This window comes from Amycolatopsis sp. NPDC047767, assembly GCF_040704195.1.
Taxonomy (GTDB): Bacteria; Actinomycetota; Actinomycetes; order Mycobacteriales; family Pseudonocardiaceae; genus Amycolatopsis.
Map to the genome: position 1 here is coordinate 62,471 of NZ_JBEYSJ010000003.1, position 15,814 is coordinate 78,284.

Annotated in this window: 12 protein-coding genes; 8 read left to right on the plus strand and 4 right to left on the minus strand. The window is 69.8% G+C overall.

Features of this window, described 5'->3' with window-relative positions:
* Positions 1-36 precede the first annotated feature (36 nt).
* Both AB0878_RS06400 and AB0878_RS06405 read left to right on the plus strand, forming a co-directional pair.
* Positions 37-1,179, plus strand: coding sequence for a GAF domain-containing protein (locus AB0878_RS06400; protein ID WP_366577102.1), 1,143 nt, complete (start codon positions 37-39; stop codon positions 1,177-1,179).
* 408 nt (positions 1,180-1,587) lie between these two features.
* A complete protein-coding gene (locus tag AB0878_RS06405; RefSeq protein WP_366577104.1) occupies positions 1,588-3,786 on the plus strand; it encodes a hypothetical protein in 2,199 nt (732 codons plus the stop codon).
* On the opposite strand, the gene AB0878_RS06410 is transcribed toward AB0878_RS06405, so the two are convergent.
* Together AB0878_RS06410 and AB0878_RS06415 are read right to left on the minus strand one after the other, a co-directional pair.
* The gene (locus tag AB0878_RS06410; protein ID WP_366577106.1) at positions 3,749-5,248 is read right to left on the minus strand and encodes a hypothetical protein; all 1,500 of its coding nucleotides are present in this window, start codon (positions 5,246-5,248) and stop codon (positions 3,749-3,751) included. The genes AB0878_RS06405 and AB0878_RS06410 overlap by 38 nt on opposite strands.
* Before the next feature lie 102 nt (positions 5,249-5,350).
* Complete coding sequence (locus AB0878_RS06415) at positions 5,351-5,977, minus strand: response regulator transcription factor (protein WP_285971182.1); 627 nt, start codon at positions 5,975-5,977, stop codon at positions 5,351-5,353.
* A gap of 217 nt (positions 5,978-6,194) precedes the next feature.
* Here AB0878_RS06415 and AB0878_RS06420 point away from each other — a divergent pair, with 217 nt between their 5' ends.
* The 4 genes from AB0878_RS06420 (at position 6,195) to AB0878_RS06435 (ending at position 11,691) form a co-directional block, all read left to right on the plus strand.
* Positions 6,195-6,416 (plus strand): hypothetical protein, encoded by a 222-nt coding sequence (locus AB0878_RS06420; protein ID WP_366577108.1) that lies wholly within the window; start codon positions 6,195-6,197, stop codon positions 6,414-6,416.
* A complete protein-coding gene (locus AB0878_RS06425; RefSeq protein ID WP_366577110.1) occupies positions 6,416-6,556 on the plus strand; it encodes a hypothetical protein in 141 nt (46 codons plus the stop codon). Before AB0878_RS06420 ends, AB0878_RS06425 begins: the two co-directional genes overlap by 1 nt.
* Before the next feature lie 246 nt (positions 6,557-6,802).
* A complete protein-coding gene (locus AB0878_RS06430) occupies positions 6,803-10,837 on the plus strand; it encodes an AAA domain-containing protein (RefSeq protein WP_366577112.1) in 4,035 nt (1,344 codons plus the stop codon).
* Positions 10,837-11,691: a hypothetical protein gene (locus AB0878_RS06435; protein WP_366577114.1), complete on the plus strand. Its 855-nt coding sequence runs from the start codon at positions 10,837-10,839 to the stop codon at positions 11,689-11,691. Before AB0878_RS06430 ends, AB0878_RS06435 begins: the two co-directional genes overlap by 1 nt.
* A gap of 51 nt (positions 11,692-11,742) precedes the next feature.
* On the opposite strand, the gene AB0878_RS06440 is transcribed toward AB0878_RS06435, so the two are convergent.
* A complete protein-coding gene (locus tag AB0878_RS06440; protein ID WP_366577116.1) occupies positions 11,743-12,552 on the minus strand; it encodes an excalibur calcium-binding domain-containing protein in 810 nt (269 codons plus the stop codon).
* A 220-nt stretch (positions 12,553-12,772) separates the two neighbouring features.
* Here AB0878_RS06440 and AB0878_RS06445 point away from each other — a divergent pair, with 220 nt between their 5' ends.
* Positions 12,773-14,338 carry an exonuclease domain-containing protein gene (locus AB0878_RS06445; RefSeq protein ID WP_366577117.1) on the plus strand — a complete coding sequence of 522 codons (1,566 nt, stop codon included), beginning with the start codon at positions 12,773-12,775 and terminating at the stop codon, positions 14,336-14,338.
* Here AB0878_RS06445 and AB0878_RS06450 read toward each other — a convergent pair whose 3' ends face one another.
* A complete protein-coding gene (locus AB0878_RS06450) occupies positions 14,339-14,659 on the minus strand; it encodes a nucleotide pyrophosphohydrolase (RefSeq protein WP_366577118.1) in 321 nt (106 codons plus the stop codon).
* Between the two features lie 123 nt (positions 14,660-14,782).
* Between AB0878_RS06450 and AB0878_RS06455 the strand changes: the two genes are divergently transcribed.
* A complete protein-coding gene (locus tag AB0878_RS06455; protein WP_366577120.1) occupies positions 14,783-15,694 on the plus strand; it encodes a nitrate- and nitrite sensing domain-containing protein in 912 nt (303 codons plus the stop codon).
* Positions 15,695-15,814 lie beyond the last annotated feature (120 nt).

Sequence of the window (15,814 nt, forward strand, 5' to 3'; positions counted from 1 at the left end):
CCGGGCCGCAAGCACGCGCTAGGGTCGGTGTTGCTCATGGACCCGACACTTGCCGCGCGGGCGTTGTCCGCTGCCACCGAGATCACCAGCACCGCGTTGTCCGGCGACGACCCGGAGGCCGTGCTGGACACCGTCGTGATCCGCGCCGCCGAGCTGGCCGACGCCGACCTCGGGCTGGCCATGGTCAGCGCCGACGACGGGCACGTCGTGGTCGAGGCCGCCGTCGACCTCAGTGGTGCCGACCGCGCGCTGCAGGGCCTGACCTTGCCCGCCCACTCCGCTGCCGGCCGCGTCGCGCGCGGTGGCGAGCCGGTGGTCAGCGACAACTTCGTCGTCGACCCGCGCACCGCCCCCTTCGTGCCCGACGAGCTCCGCGGCTTCGGCCCCTTCGCCGCCGCGCCGTTCGGCTCCGGCGGCCGGGTCCTCGGCGCGCTCACGGTCTACCGCCTGCAGGGCCGCGAGCCGTTCTCCGCGGGGACCGTCGAGATGCTCGTGGCGTTCGCCGCGCAGGCGGGCGTCGTGCTCGCGCTCGCCGAGGGCGCCAACGCCCGCCACCGCGTGACGCTCTACCAAGAGCGCGAACGCATCGCCCGCGAACTGCACGACGTGATCGTGCAGCGCCTCTACGGCGCCGGCATGCAGCTCGACCGCGTGCGCCGCAACATGCGCAAGCGCTTCGCCCAAGCCGACGGCGCGCGGTTGTCCGACGCCATCGACCAGCTCGACCAGACCATCGAGGAAATCCGCGGCACCGTGCGAGCCCTGCGCTCGCCGGAACCACGCCACGACACCGGCACGCCGACCGACCTCGCCGAGTCAGCCCGCGGCGAAGTCCGCATCGCCGGCGAGCTCCTCGGCTACCCGCCGACCCTCGAGCTCTCCGGCGAGTTCGCCGACATCCCCGCCGAACGCGCCGACCACATCCGCGCGGCACTGCGCGAAGCACTGTCCAATGTGGTCCGCCACTCCGGCGCGAGCGAGACACGCGTGTCCCTGACCCGCGACCGCGACGGCGTGAAACTCCGCGTGCGCGACAACGGATCCGGTGTACCCCAAGGCGTCGCCACCCGGGGCCTGCGTCACCTCGCCGAACGCGCCGACGCCGCCGGCGGGAAGTTCTTCATCAACTCCTCACCGAGCCTCGGCACACTCGTCGCCTTCGATCTCCCTCTGGACTAGTCGCACGTTCGCGACCATCACCCACAGCGCGCTGATCCGGCTTCAGCCTTCACGCGTCATGTGAGCCGCTCCTTCCTCTCCGACGGGCACGCAACGCGTGTACGCGCAGCGTGCGACTTCCCGTACGACATCGACCAACACCCCAGCACCGCGAGTCGCGGCTCGCTTTCACCTGTTGGCGAGTCTACCGGGAAATCGAACACCCATTCGACTCACGATGGGGTGAATCCGAAAGGTCCTTGCCGAATCACCCGTGGCCGACCGTGAGCTCACGCGCGCGAGAAACCTCCTAACGGCCTAGCCGCTTTCCGAGCGGCGGTACCGGCCGATCACTCGAAAATCGACGTCACCAGTTCTGTCGGAGATGGCTGTTAGGGTCGCCATGATCAGTTACGAGGGGGTCGCTTCATGTGGGAAGCCGTGGCGGCGGAAGTCGTCAAAGCGATGGCTGTGGCCGCGCTCGGCGGGGTGAAACAGCTGGTGTCACACAAACTCGAACAACGCCGGACCGCCACCGACGTGGTGGCGATCCTGGGCGACAAGGCGCGCGCCGTGACGGCGATCGCCGAGCTGCTCGCGACCGACCGAGAGTTCGCCGACCAGATCGAATCACTGCTGCCCCGGTCGAAGGGAACCGGTAGCAGCAGCGACTTTCCCGCGTCGGCCGCACCGTTTGTCGACCGCGAAACCGAACGCGCGCTCGTCGCCGGCCCCGGTGCCCGCCTCGTCACCGGGCCGCGCGGCGCGGGCAAAACGGCGCTGCTGAGCCGTCTTGCCACCGATCTGCGCCCGCACCTCCCGAAACAGATCTACGTCGACCTCGCCGACTACCGGTCCGGTTCGCTGGTGCGCCGCACCGAGGTGGCCGCGCGAGTGGTGCGAGCGCTCGACGTCGGCAACGATCTGACCGCCACCGGAACGCCACAGCTCTGGGAGCAATACCGCTCGGTCACCGCGCGCCACCGTTTCCTGCTGGCACTCGACAACGCGGAAGCGGCCACCGACCTGCACGGCCTCATCCCGCCGTCGCCGCACAGCGTCGTTCTCGTGACCGCGATCAAGGCCGGCGACGATCTCCGCATGGAGTTCCCGGCGCCGCCGATCGAGGTCGGCCGGCTCGCTCCACAGGACGCGCTCGCCCTGCTGAGCCACCTCTCCCACCCGAACGTGGTAGCGGCCGAACCCATTGCGGCCCAAGAACTCGTGGACCTGTGCGACCACATGCCCTTCGCGGTCCGGCTCGCCGCGGTCCGCGTCGCGCGGCGCATGCAGCGCGGTCCCGGCGCCGTCGCGTCGGTGCTGGAAGGTTTCCGGGCCACGGGCAAGCTCGGCGGCGAAGACGTGATCGCGGCGGCCTTCGAGGAGTCCTTCGCGGAGCTGACTCCCGACGCGGCGGAGCTGTGCCGCCTCCTCGCCGCGCACCCCGGACCTGACTTCACGGCGGCCGGCGCGGCCGCGGTCTTCGGCCGCTCACCGGATGACGCCCTCGACGAGCTGGTCGACGCCGGCTTCGTCGCGCACACAGACACTTCGCGGCAACGGCTGTACAACCTGATCCGCGAAGGTGCCCGCCGCCGCGGCTCGGCCGAGGTGGCGGTCGAACGAGCGCTCGAGTTCCACTGCGACCAAGCCGTGGCCGCGGATCTCCACAACGGCACGGATCGCCTCCGCCTGTACACACCGCGGCCCGGTGCCGAGTCGAGGGCGAACTTCGAAGGCCTCAAGCCGCTCGACTGGGTCGAAGCCGCCCGCGAGACTTATGGCGCTCTCGCCCGGGAGGCCTACCTGCGTGAGCGCGATGTCGAGCTGGGCCAGATCTGCGGGTCGCTCGAAGTGCTCATGCTCAACCGCGGGTACCACCGGCTCTTCGCCGACATCAACAACTGGGGAATCCGCGGCGCGCGCCGCCTCGGCGACCGGCCGTTGCTCACGCGCGTGCTGAGCCAGCAGGGCCGCACCCACCTGCTGATGCACGAGTTCACGACGGCTAAGCCGTTTCTGGACGAGGCGCTGACATTGGCGCGCGAGCTGGCGCTGCCGGGCCTGCTGTCGTCGGTGCTGGAGTTCTGCGGCCGGTTCCGCGAGGAAGAAGCCCGGCAGCACCCGCAGCAAACGCCGGGACTGATGGCCGAGGCGGTGACGCTGCTGGACGAAGCGATCCGCATCGACCGCGCCGCGGGACCGGAAGCCGCGCGAAGTCTCGGCATCCACACCCGGATGCTCGCCAACGTCCTCGTCGGGCTCGGGCGATGGGACCAGGTCTTCGCGCTGCTCGGCGAATCCGAGCAGCACACCGCCGACGACCGCAACCGCTCGCGGATCCTGCTGGTCAAGGCAAAGGCCGAGACCGGACTCGGCTCTTTCGACGCCGCCGCCGACACCCTGGGCCAGGCGTGGCAGCTCGCGAACACCTCGGGCGCGACGCAATACGCGGCCGAGTTCGACGCCGCGTTCGCCACCCTCGCCGAGGCTCGCGGCGACCTGCCGGCCGCGCTCGACGCGTGGCGACGGGCGTGGCAGGTCTACTTCGCCGCCGGGCATCCGCGGCAGGCGGAGTTCGCGGCCAAGTTCAGTGCTGTCGAAGAGCGGATACGGGGGCGCCGTTGAGGTGACCGGTGAACGGCTGGCCCGTCGTCAGCTGCACGTAGGCGAAAGCGGCCAGCAGCACGGGATCCGCATCAGCCGTCAGCTCGTGCGTCGCGCCGGTCGAGTCGCGCACGACGCAGCCGCCGTCGATCGGCGCGGCCGCCAGCTGAGCGGCCGGCCAGTGGGTGAGCAGGCCGGCGAGTCGTCCGGGCTCGTCCGCGTAGACGACAGTGGCGGCGTCGAGTTCCCGCAGCTCGGCGTTGTCGGCGTGGGCGAGCACGTGCCGGTACTCGAGGTCCGGCGACTTCTCCGTGACCAGCGGGAACCGCACGAGTTCACCCGATCCGTCGACGCCGGCCACGAACGCGGCAGCGGGCGAGGTCAGCGGCTCGGGATCGGCGACGGGCGGGAAAACCGGGTCGTCGGGCGGGTTCAGGTCGAGCAGTGAATAGAGCAGGCCGGCGAGCAGCGGCGCGCGGGAGTCTTCGACGGCTTCCTCGATGATCGGCGCGTGCGAGCCGGGCCGATGGCGAGTGATCGCGCCGTCGATCTGATCGCGCAGGCCGAGCCCCGTCACGAGCTTCGGCACGCTCCGCGCGAGGGCGGCGAGTGGCGAATCCGCGACTGTCGTCGGTGATCCCGGTGTCGTGAGCAGCACCGGTTTGTCGACGGCGGCCGCGTACAGCGCGGCGGATCCTTCGTCCGACAACACACAATCCGCGGCGAGCACGGCCGCCTGCCAGCCGTGGTCGGGCGGGACGAGCGCAAGCCCCGCCGCGATGGCCGGCCGCAGCCACGCCCGCACTTGCCACGGCCCGTGCGCCGCCCAGACGCCCGGGTGCAGCGTCAGCGCGACGCGGTAGTCGTCGAACGGCAGACATCCCAGCAGTTCCACGGGCAACTCGGGACGGCGGCCGAACAGGGAGTGCTTGCCCCAGGTCGACGCGAGCGTCACGACCGTGCGGCCGCCCGCGTCGAGCGCCTTGCGGTAGCGGGGAGTGCGGTGCCGGCTCACCAGCATGCGGTCGAGGCAGGGGTCGCCGATGACCGCGGCCCGTTCGGCGGCGGGCGGGCACGACCGGGTCAGCTGCGCGCGCTGGCTTTCGTGCGACAGCGCGATGGCCGCCGGCACCACTTCACCGTCGTGGATCAGCTTTTCCGGGTTGAGGCCGGACGTGACGCGACTGCCGGGGTAGTACTTCTGGTAGCCGATTCCGTGGGGCACCAGCAAAATCGGGGCGTCGAGCTCCGCCAGCACGTCGTTCTCGCTGGCCGCGATCGCGAGGTCGAACCGGGTCGCCTTCGCCTGGTCCCAGCCGATGACGGGCGGCCCGAGACGGCTCAGCGCTTCCGGCACGCCGGCGGCGAGGATTCCCGGCCGGCGCTCGTCGTGGGTGAAGACGAGCTGGATCCGCCGGTCGCCGCCGAACATCGAGACGACGTCGAGCAGGCGCGTGAGCGTGGTCAGGGTGCGGACGACCACGAGCACCTTGCGGTCGAACGCCGTGGTCAGCCAGCGGTCATACGCCGGATCGACCGGGACCTTGGGCCAAAACGACGGGGGGGGGGTATGCGTTTTCGGGCATCACTTGCCGCGGCGGGCGATCCAGGCGGCGGCTTGGGTGCGGCGTTGCATGCCGAGCTTGGCGAGGACCGAGGTGACGTAGTTCTTGACCGTTTTCTCGGCCAGGAAGAGGCGTTCGGCGATTTCGCGGTTGGACATACCCTGGCCGATGAGCTCCAGGACGTCGCGCTCGCGGTCGGTGAGGGCGGCGAGGTCGTCCGTGGGCGGGTGGCGCAGTTTGTCGAGCACGCGGGCCGTGGAGACGGGGTCGAGCAGGGAGTGGCCGGCGGCGACCTCGCGCACGGCGTTGACCACGTCCTGGCCGCGCACCTGCTTGAGCAGGTAGCCCGACGCGCCCGCCATGATCGCGCCGACCATGGCCTCCTCGTCGTCGAACGCGGTCAGCATGAGGCAGGCCGGCGGGTTGGGCTTGGACCGCAGCTCGCGGCACAGGGTGATGCCGTCGCCGTCGCCGAGGCGGACGTCCACCACCGCGACGTCCGGCTCCACGTGCATCGCGACAGCCAGCGCCTCCTCGACGCCCCCGGCCTCGGCGACCACCTCGATGTCCGCCTCGTCGCCCAGCAGGTCGCGCAGGCCGCGGCGGACCAGTTCGTGGTCGTCGACGAGCAGCACCTGGATCGGCATACCCCGAGGTTACGGCGTCGCGCGGTCTGTCGCTGGTGCTGGTGCCGGAGGACACGTCGGTGGCGTGGCGTGGGCTCTGTGAAGGTGTGGCGAAAAATCACCGGATGCACCCGATCAGGTTGCCGCGGGAAATCGCGCGGAATTGATCCGTAACGGTTCCGTCGGCCCGGCGATATGCCCGACAACGCTTCGCCGGACTCTTCGGAAGGTTTTCCTGTTGACTCTCTTTCGCCGTGTCTTCGGTACGTTCGCCCTGGTCGCAGGGATTATCGTGGTCTGGTCAGCCGCAGCACAGGCGGAACCGGAAAATCCGGCCGGCGCAATTCCGGAAACGTCGATATCCCCATTCGGTGATCCGTTCCTGGTGGCGTCGGGCGCTTTGCTCGCGGCCGCCGCATCCGCCGGCATGGTCCTCCACCTGCGCCGCCGGCCGGCCTGATGCGCATCGCCGTGGTCGCGGCCCTGGCGGTGGCCGTCGCGGCTCTGCTGCTGGTCGCGTTCCTGCGCCCACCGGACCCGATGCCGCCCCAACAGGTGGTGACGACGAGCAAGCCGTCGACGAGCAGCGGGTCCACATAACTCGTTGTCCCGCAGGCAAAGTTGCCCGATCGAGACGAAAAGCGGCCGAACGGGTGGTTCAGCGCCGGCACCCGACACGAAATCCCGAGCCGTCGCGATCTTCCTCTCCGGTGACGGACGATGGCGCGCCTACGGGCCTCTTCCGCCGGGCCTGATCTTCTGCCATTCTGTACGGCTCGTCGCAGAACGGCGGGCCCTGTGCCACAACAGGTCCGAAGAACCGTTCTGCCGAGGAGACGAAGCGGTATGACCGCGCAGATCGACCCGCAACGGCTTGAGCTGGTCGCGGCGCAGGCCGACAAGTGGCGAAACCGGCTGATCGACGTCAGCCACAACAACACGATGGTCGTCTTCAAGAACACGAAGACGGGCAGCCTTGACCTGACGAACGCCGAGCCGGACGCCCTCGCCACTGTGACCGGCGGCAGCAAGCTCACGTTGCGGGCGCTGTTCCCCGAACCCGAGCGCCACCGGGCCGCCTGCACCAGCGCCCAGAGCCTGGCCCGCCGGATCCTGCTGTTCGAGGAAGAGCAGGGCGTGGAGGTCGGCCGGATCGCGATGGGCTTCGTGGTCACGGATCCCCAGCAGCACAAGGGGGCCAAGCCCTTGCCGACGCTGCGCGCGCCGCTGTTGTTGCGGCCGATGACGCTGAAGCCACGCACCTCGGCGGAGAGCGACTTCACCGTGGAGCCGGGTGAGGACGTCGAGATCAATCCGGTGCTGCTGTACGTCCTCGACGAGCACTACGGCATCACCATCCCGGAGAACTTCGCGGCGCACGTGGAGAACGTGCTCACCTCGGGTGCCGGGCACGCGGAGCAGGTCGAAGCCGTGTTCGGCGAGCTCGCCGCCGTGGCCGCCGCGCAGAACGTGAAGCTCACGCTGCAGAACGACGTCGTGCTCGGCACGTTCAACTACGTCAAGCTCCCCATGGTCGAGGATCTCGCGAACGCCACCGAGCTGCTGGCGAGCCATGACCTCGTCGCCGCGATCGCCGGTTACCAGCCGGCGGCGGCCGAGCTCGCCGGCGAGGCGTCCGGGTTCGCGCCACAGTCCGTGGACCAGCTCCAGCCCGCCGACGAGTTCCTGGTGCAGGACGCGGACTCGTCGCAGCACCGGGCGATCATGACCGCGCTGGCCGGGCAGCACCTGTTTATCGAAGGCCCGCCTGGCACCGGCAAGAGCCAGACGATCGCCAACATCATCGCCGGGGCGGCAGCGATCGGGAAGAAGGTGCTGTTCGTCGCCGAGAAGCGCGCGGCGATCGAGGCGGTGCTCAACCGCCTGGCCGACGTGCAGCTCGGCGGCCTCGTCCTCGACCTGCACCAGCAGAAGATCAGCAAGCGCGACGTCGCCAAGCAGCTTTCGGACAGCCTCGAAGCCGTCACGAAGCAGCCGCCGGTCGACGCCGAGCCACTGCACGGCCGCCTTTCCGGCGCGCGACAGCGGTTGCTGGACCAGTCGCGCGAACTCCACGCGGTGCGCGAGCCGTGGGGGCTGAGCGCGTACGAGGTCCGCGACCGGCTGCTGTCGCTTCCACCCGGAGACCGGCTGCCCGGCGCGTTTCGCGGCGCTCAGCTGCAGGCCCTGAACGCCACCGTGGTCCGGAAGCTCGAACAGGAGCTGCGCGACTTCGTCGAGCTGGGTGGCCCGCGCCTGGTGCGCAGGGAAACCCCGTGGTGCAACGCCGAAGTCCGGACGACGGACGACGCTCGGCGGGTGCTGGCCGAGCTCGACCAGCTGGCTGACAAGACGCTCAAGCGCGGCCAGGACGGCATGCACGCGCTGCTGAGCCAGACCGGGCTCATGCCGCCACGTGACATCGCGGGCTGGCAGGACGTGCTGGAGCTGCTGGACCAGGTTTCGTCAAGCGTGCACGCCTTCGGTCCGGACATCTTCGGCACCCACCTCGACGCGTTCTGCTACGCGACGGCCGATCGCGCCACCCGTGCCCGCTACCCGCAGCAGCTGCCGTGGAAGCAGCGGCGTGCGCTCGTCAAGCAGATCCGCGCCATGTCCACGCAGCACGTCACGAAGAAGCCCGAGCTGCGCGCGCAGCTCATGCGCATCGCCGGGCAACGCGACCAGTGGCAGGCTCTCGGCGGCCGGCACACGCAGCCCGCGCATGTCACGGGCCTGGACCAGATGATGAAGGACTACGCCGAGCTGCGTCGTCAGCTCGCCGCGGTGGCGCTCTCGGCCCGGCGACCGGACTTGGAGAACGGGCCGGCGCCGCAGATCGAGCAGCGCCTGGGTGAGCTGCGCGCCGACCAGGACACGTTGTTCAGGATGCCGACGTTGATCGCCCTGCAGGACCGGTTCCGACAGCTCGGGCTGGGTCCCCTCGTGGAGGAGATCGCGGCCCGGAAGCTGGACGCCGACGGCGCTTGGGCCGCATTCACCCGCATCTGGTTGGCTTCCATCGAAGACGAGCTCAAGCTGACCGTGCCGGAGCTCGCGCAGTTCGTCGTCGAGCGGCAGACGCGCGCGGCCGAGGAGTTCCGCACCCAGGACGTCGAACACCGCGTGACCTCCGCCGCGCGGGTGCGCCGGGCGGTGGCCCGCCAGGTCAAGGAGGCGAAGGAGCAGCACCCGGAGCAGGCGAGTGTGCTGAAGAAGCAGGCGAGCCTGAAGACCCGGCACATGCCGACCCGCAAGCTGGTGGAGCAGGCGTCGGACGTGTTGCTCGCGCTGCGGCCGTGCTGGGCGATGTCGCCGCTGGTGGTGAGCCGGATGTTGCCGGCCGCGAGGCTGTTCGACCTGGTCGTGTTCGACGAGGCGAGCCAGATCCGCCCGCACGACGCCATCACGTCGATCATGCGCGGCCACCGCCTGGTGGTCGCCGGCGACGAGAAGCAGCTACCGCCGTCTGCGTTCTTCGACCGCGCCGTGACCGACGATGAAGAGGATGAGGACTTCACGGGCGAGCTCTCGGACTTCGAATCCATCCTGACGGCGTTGCGGCCGGTGGTGCCCAACACCGAGATGCTGAGCTGGCACTACCGCAGTGCCGATGAGCGGCTGATCGCGTTCTCCAACCGGGAGATCTACCGCAACGGCCTGGTCACTTTCCCCGGTGCTCACCAGGAAAGCCCGGTGACGCTGGAGGTCGTGCACGGCGAAGCGTCGCCGGGGCAGAACGGCTCCGCGCCGGCCGAGGTCGCCCGCGTTGTCGAGCTGGTGCTGGAGCACGCACGGCTCCGACCCGACGAGAGCCTCGGCGTGATCACGCCCGGCATGAAGCACCAGGCGCGGGTCGAGCGGGCGCTGCGCGAAGCCCGGCGGGACCACCCTGAACTGGAAAAATTCTTCTCCGGCGAGGTCGAGCTCGGCCGGCGGTTCTTCGTGAAGAACCTGGAAAACGTACAGGGCGACGAGCGCGACGCGATCATCCTCAGCGTGGGTGTGGCCCGCGACGCCGCGGGTAAGATCAACTACACGGCGTTCGGCATCCTCAACCAGCAGGGCAGCGAGCGACGGTTGAATGTCGCAGTCACCCGTGCGAAGCGGCGGATGACGGTGGTGGCGTCGTTCACCGCCGCCGATCTGCGGCCGTCCGAACGCGTGACCGGCACGGAGTTGTTGCGCCGCTACCTCGACTTCGCCGAGCGGCGGGGCTCGATCGACGTGGTCGGCCGGCACGTCGCCGGCGAGCTGAACGGCTTCGAGCGAGCCATCGACGTCGCACTGAAGGGCCGCGGCGTGCCTGTGCACGCGCAGTGGGGTTTCTCCGACTACCGGATCGACTTCGCGCTCGCGCATCGCGACGATCCAGGCCGCATGGTGCTCGCCGTCGAGGCCGACGGGCACAAGTACCACAGCTCGCACAGCGCTCGGGACCGCGACCGGCTTCGGCAGACGCACCTCGAGACGCTCGGCTGGCGGTTTCACCGGCTGTGGTCGTCGGCGTGGTTCGCGGACCCCGTCGGGGAAACGGACCGGATCGTGGCGGCGTGGGAGAAGGCGATGGCCGACGCTGATGCCGAGCCCGCGGTTGTGGAGCAGATCGTCCCGGCGGCGCCGGTTGTCGCCGCGGTTCCGGTGGCGCGGGGACCGAGGCCTGATGTGCCCGCCGGGTTGAAGATCCAGGAGTACACCGAACGGCAGCTCATCGGGATCTGCCGCTGGCTGATGAGCGACGGGCTCCTGCTCGATCGCGACGACCGGCTTCAGCAGGTGATGACCGAGCTCGGTTTCCGCCGACGTGGCTCCCTCATCGTCGAGCGCTTGAGCCGGGCGATCGAGATCGCCCAGCAGCTCGCCGACAAGGAGGAGAACTGATGTTCCCGCTGGACTCCAAGACCGTCGAACGGCTCGCCGAGGTGGTCGTGGACATGGGCGGCCCGTACGAACGCAAGGGTTACCAGCTCACCGAGCTGCTGGCTGCCGCGGGCTGGGCCGATCCGCCGGAGTACGACGGCTCGCCGCGCATCCCGTGGCTGACCGAGCAACTCGAGGAGCGTCGGGAGAACCGCGCGGACGTCGAGCGGTTCCTCTGCCGCGTGTGCGACCCGATTGAATACGACGAGGGTGCGGTGATCGCGGACGAGTTCCGCGCGATGGTCAACGAGAAGCTGGCGCCGGAGGGCCTGGTCGTGACGGTGGTGTCCGGCCGTCCCGTGGTCGGGCGCCTGGGCTCCGACGGGAAGCAGCCGACGTTCTCCGAGCCCGCCGACTTCCGCCGCCGGCTGGAGAAGCTGCTGGCCGATCCGGTGACCATCGACATGCTGATGGGTCGGCTGGAGGAGACCCGGATCTGCGAGAGCGGTGGGGCTTACACGATGGCGGTGATCGGGATCGGGAGCATCGTCGAGGGGCTGTTGCTGCAGTTGCTGTTGGAGCGCGATGAGGAGCTGCGGGAGAAGGGGTTCCCGAACCCTCGTGATCCGGGTCGGCGTAACAAACCGGATCGAGTCACGCTGCAGCAGATGATCGACATTGCCCACGGCAAGGACTGGATTCAACTCGACGCGACGAAGTTTGTGCACACCGTCCGCGATTTTCGAAACTTCGTGCACCCGCGTAAGGAATTGGCGGAGCAGCCGAGGTTCGATCAGGACAGTGTCATGTTGTGCTGGGCGCCGGTGCACGCTTTGCTCAATGATCTTGAGGAAAACGTTCCCGCGATTTCATGACCCGCGAACAAGTGCGCGGACGGCCTCAGCCATCCGCGCACTTTGTCGTGTCTATTCGCAGGCGACGCCGTCGCCGTCTCGGTCGAGCTTTCGGCTGTAACCGGGCTGGCCCGCGTAAAGCGGATCGGCGTGGGCCGCACGGACCGCGTCGCAGTTCTTGTAGTAGACCGACGAAGTGTCCGGCTCCTGAACGGGCGGCGGCTCTTCGTGCGTTTGCGGCGGCGCCGGAGCTTCCTTTTTCTTGGTCACCGGCGGTGCCGGCGGGGCGGGAGCTTGCGGCGTCGGGGCGTCGATCGCGCCCTTGCACGGCGCCGCCCACAGTCCCGTGGCTGCTTGGCGCGCGGTCGTTTCCGCTGCTTGCAGGGCTGTTGACGTCGCGTCGACGGCGAACTTGGCGTAGCCGTTCTGCACCGCGGTCGTCGCGTAGTCGGTGCCGTCCGCGAGGGCGAGCGCGACGCCGGTCGTCGTGTCCGTGGTGACCTTCACCGCGGAACCGACGAGCTTGCTGGTCGCCCAGGCCAGCGTTTCCGTTGCGTAGCAGTTGCTCCCGGTCGCCACGGTGACGCCGAGGACGTGCACGGTCCGGTGGGTGCCGTCGCTGCCCGCGAGTTCGACGGTGGCGCCGTCCACGACGTTGTTCACGGTGTACGTGACGGGTGGCGGTGCCGAAGTGGTGGTGGGGGCGGCGGGGGTGGTCGTGGTGGGGGCCGCGGGTGCGGCGACGGGCTGCGTCGGCGTTTCGGGGGCCTTGCCGAAAATGGCACCCAGGACGAACAGAACAACGAAAACGCCGAGCGTGACCATCAGCCACTTCGGAAAACGCTTCCGGGGGCGCGCGGCGGGCGCCGGGGTGGGATGCATTCGGGAATTCCTCGATCCTGGCTGCGATGTGCTGACTGGTTCTCGTCGGAAAACCCGTCGGCGTTACGCCCATGACGCGCAACTGACCATCATCACCTGAACAGCCCCGAGTTGATATTACGAAATTGTCACGGATTCGGGAATTCGGGAAAAGGCTGTCACGATCAACCGCGCGTGAGCGATCCTCCGCGGAACCCTCTCAGAAGAAAGTGCGGACTCGATGGCCGACTTGATCGAATTCCTGCCGCTCACCCGCAGTGGACGGCTGGCCGGTCGCGGGGTCGACTTCACGGCGATCGACGTGAAGAGCACCGGCCTGCGTTCGGGTCGGATCGTTGAGCTGGGAGCGGTGCGAGTGCGGGGTGACGGCGCCGTGCTGGGAGAACTGGCGACGTTGATCGACCCCGGCCGGTCGCTACCGGCGAGTTGGAGCGGTCCGCACCGGATCACCGCCGGAGACCTGGTCGGCGCGCCGTCGTTCGCGGACGTCCTCGGGCCGTTGCTGGACCTGTGCCGTGGCGCGGTGGTGGTGGCGCACGACTTGCCGCTGGTCCAAGGGTTTCTCGCCGAAGAGGTGGCTCGCGTGGGCGTGCGGCTGCCTGCGCTCCCGGGCGTCTCGACGGCGATCGCGGCGCAGGAGGCGCTGCGGCTGCCGAACTATCGGCTGGCCACGATCGCGCGGGCGCTCGGTATCCGTGACTTCCCGCCGCACCTAGCGTCGGCGTCGGCTCGCGCGTGCGCCCAGGTGGTGACGGCGCTCGTCGGCACGCACGGGCTGCGGTTCGCCGCGCCGCCGCGGTATCCCGAGCTCCCGCGCTACGCCCCCGGCGGGCGCATCCTCCGCCGCCCTGACGTCGAGGTGGCCGAGCGCGGCTGGATGTCCGGCGTCGTCGACCGGGTCGTGACCTCGCCGTCGACTGCCGACTCCGCCGGCGCGGCGTACCTGGACTTGCTGGCCGAGGCCGTCGCCGACGAGTACCTGTCCGGCGAAGAAGTCTGGGCGCTCGCCGGGCTGGCCGCCGAAGCGGGCCTGCCGGAGCCTGACGTCCGGCACCTCCACGCCGAGTTCGTCTCTGCGCTGCGCGCCGTCGCGGAGGCCGACGGCGTGGTGACCGCTGACGAGGACCGCGCCCTTCGTCAGGTCGCCGCGGCGCTCGATGTTCCCAACGTCGTCGCCGACCTTCGCCCGACCACCACCGACCGCAAAGCCACGCGCGTGCTGGTACTCGGCACTACCGCTGAGGCCGACCAGCTCCGCGCCCGGGTCCTCGACGAGGGCGTGCAACTCGCCAAGAAGCTCACGGCCACCGTCACCCACCTCGCGTACGACGCGAGCGTCCCGCCGACGGAACCCCGCCTGACCCGAGCGGCGGACCTGGGTGCCGATGTCGTCGACGTCGCCACGGCTCCGGTGGCCCTTGGCTTCGACCTGCCCCCTGCGTCGCCGTCTCCTACTTACGAGCTGCCGGCGCCGCCTCCTGCGCGGTACGAGCCGGTTCCGGACTGGCCTGTCGAGGAAGCCACGGCCGCCGCACCGCCGCAGCCGACTCAGCAGTTCGCGCCGGTTCCAGCACACTCCGCGCCGAAGTCTGCCGGACGCCTGCCCGCCGTCGTCGGCGGCCGCGCAATGATGGCCGTCGGCTTGCTGCTCATGCTCATCACCGTGATCAGCCTGTTCGGCGGCCTCGCCCTGGGCGGCGGGTTCTTCTTCGGCGTGCTCGGCGTTGGCCTTCTTGTGGGTGGCTGGTACGTCAGCGAAACCGGCCGAGCCCCTGCGGCGGGCTGATCAGCGCTGCACGGGTGGGAAGCGGGTCTCGTTGCGGTCGACCTTGGCGTTGCCCACTTCGAGGAGGTCGATGTCCAGGGAGTCGGCCAGTTGGATCAGGTAGAGGAGGACGTCGGCGATTTCGTCGCGGACGTTGGTGGTCAGGGTGGGGTCGGAGCGGTATGCGCGGGCTTCTTCGGGCGTGAGCCACTGGAAGAGGGAGATGAGTTCGCCGACTTCGCCGGAGAGGGCCATGACGAGGTTCTTCGGGTGGTGGAACGGTTCCCAGTCGCGGGCGGCGGCGAAGTCGCGGAGGCGTTGGGTGAGCGCGTCGAGAGTCACGGGAGATTGCGTACCACGGCGGTCACGGTGGGCTAACGGCCGTATGGCGGACTTTCGTTGACCGTCGCTCGGCGGTTTCCCTAGCGTGGTTGGCCGGGTCGGGGAAAAGCGGAAGGAAGGGCCGTGGAGTACCTGCGCAGGCGCGTGGTCCTGATCGCGTTCGTGCCCGGTGCGGCGCTGGTGCTGGTGGCGTTGGTGATCGGGATTTTCCTGGTGCAGCAAGCGAATCACGTGCGCGGGCTGGCGGACGAGACGGCGCGGGCGTCGAACGACGTGACGCGGACCGTGGTCGGGCTGCAGGAGCGGCGGGGCCACGCGCTGCTCGCGGGCGACCGGCTGGCTGAGTACACCGGTTATACGCAGCGTATCGACGACGCCATCGCCGGCTTGCGCGAGCTCGCCCGGGCGGCGCCGGACGCGGAGACGGCCTACCAGCAGAACACGGCCGTGGACCTGCTGGTGGCGACGGAAGGCTTGTACCGCGCGGATTCCCTCGCACTGGCAGGCCTCGACTGGACCACTCGGCGGCTCTTCACGGACGCGGTGGGCGGATACCGGACGACACTGTCGAGCGCCGCGGGCCGGCTCACGCAGAGTGGCCGGGACCGGTACGAAGCGCTCGTTCGCGGCGAGGACTGGAGCACGCTGACGGCGGTCGAAAACGCCTTCGCGGACGCGGCGCCGCTGCCGGTCGCCGCCCCGACGTGGCGGGCGGCTACGGCCGTCGCGGGGCGTGGGCTGGGGGAGCTCTTCGCGCAGCAGAACAACTTCGCGGTGCAGATGACGGTTGACCACGCTCACCGCACCCTCGGGGGCGCTCTCGCCGGCGGCGTCGCGATCGTGGTCTTCGCCGGCGTGGTGATGGCGGTGGCGATCCGGCTCGCCGACCGCCTCACGGACCCGCGGCGGCTGGCTCGAATGGATGCATCGCCGCGGTCGCCCGGGCCGGAGCAGGGGTCTGGAACGGACCTGCGGCAACGCTCAGCACCGCGCCACCGGGCGGGGACAGCACGCAGCGGTTCGGCGACCCGCTGAGCTCGAGGAGTCCTCCAAAGACCGGTCACCACAACCCCAACCGGCCATAACCACAGGTCACCCCGGGTGTGTGGGTGGGACGGAAAGAGCACGCAGTTGGCCCACACGCGCGGCGAACGG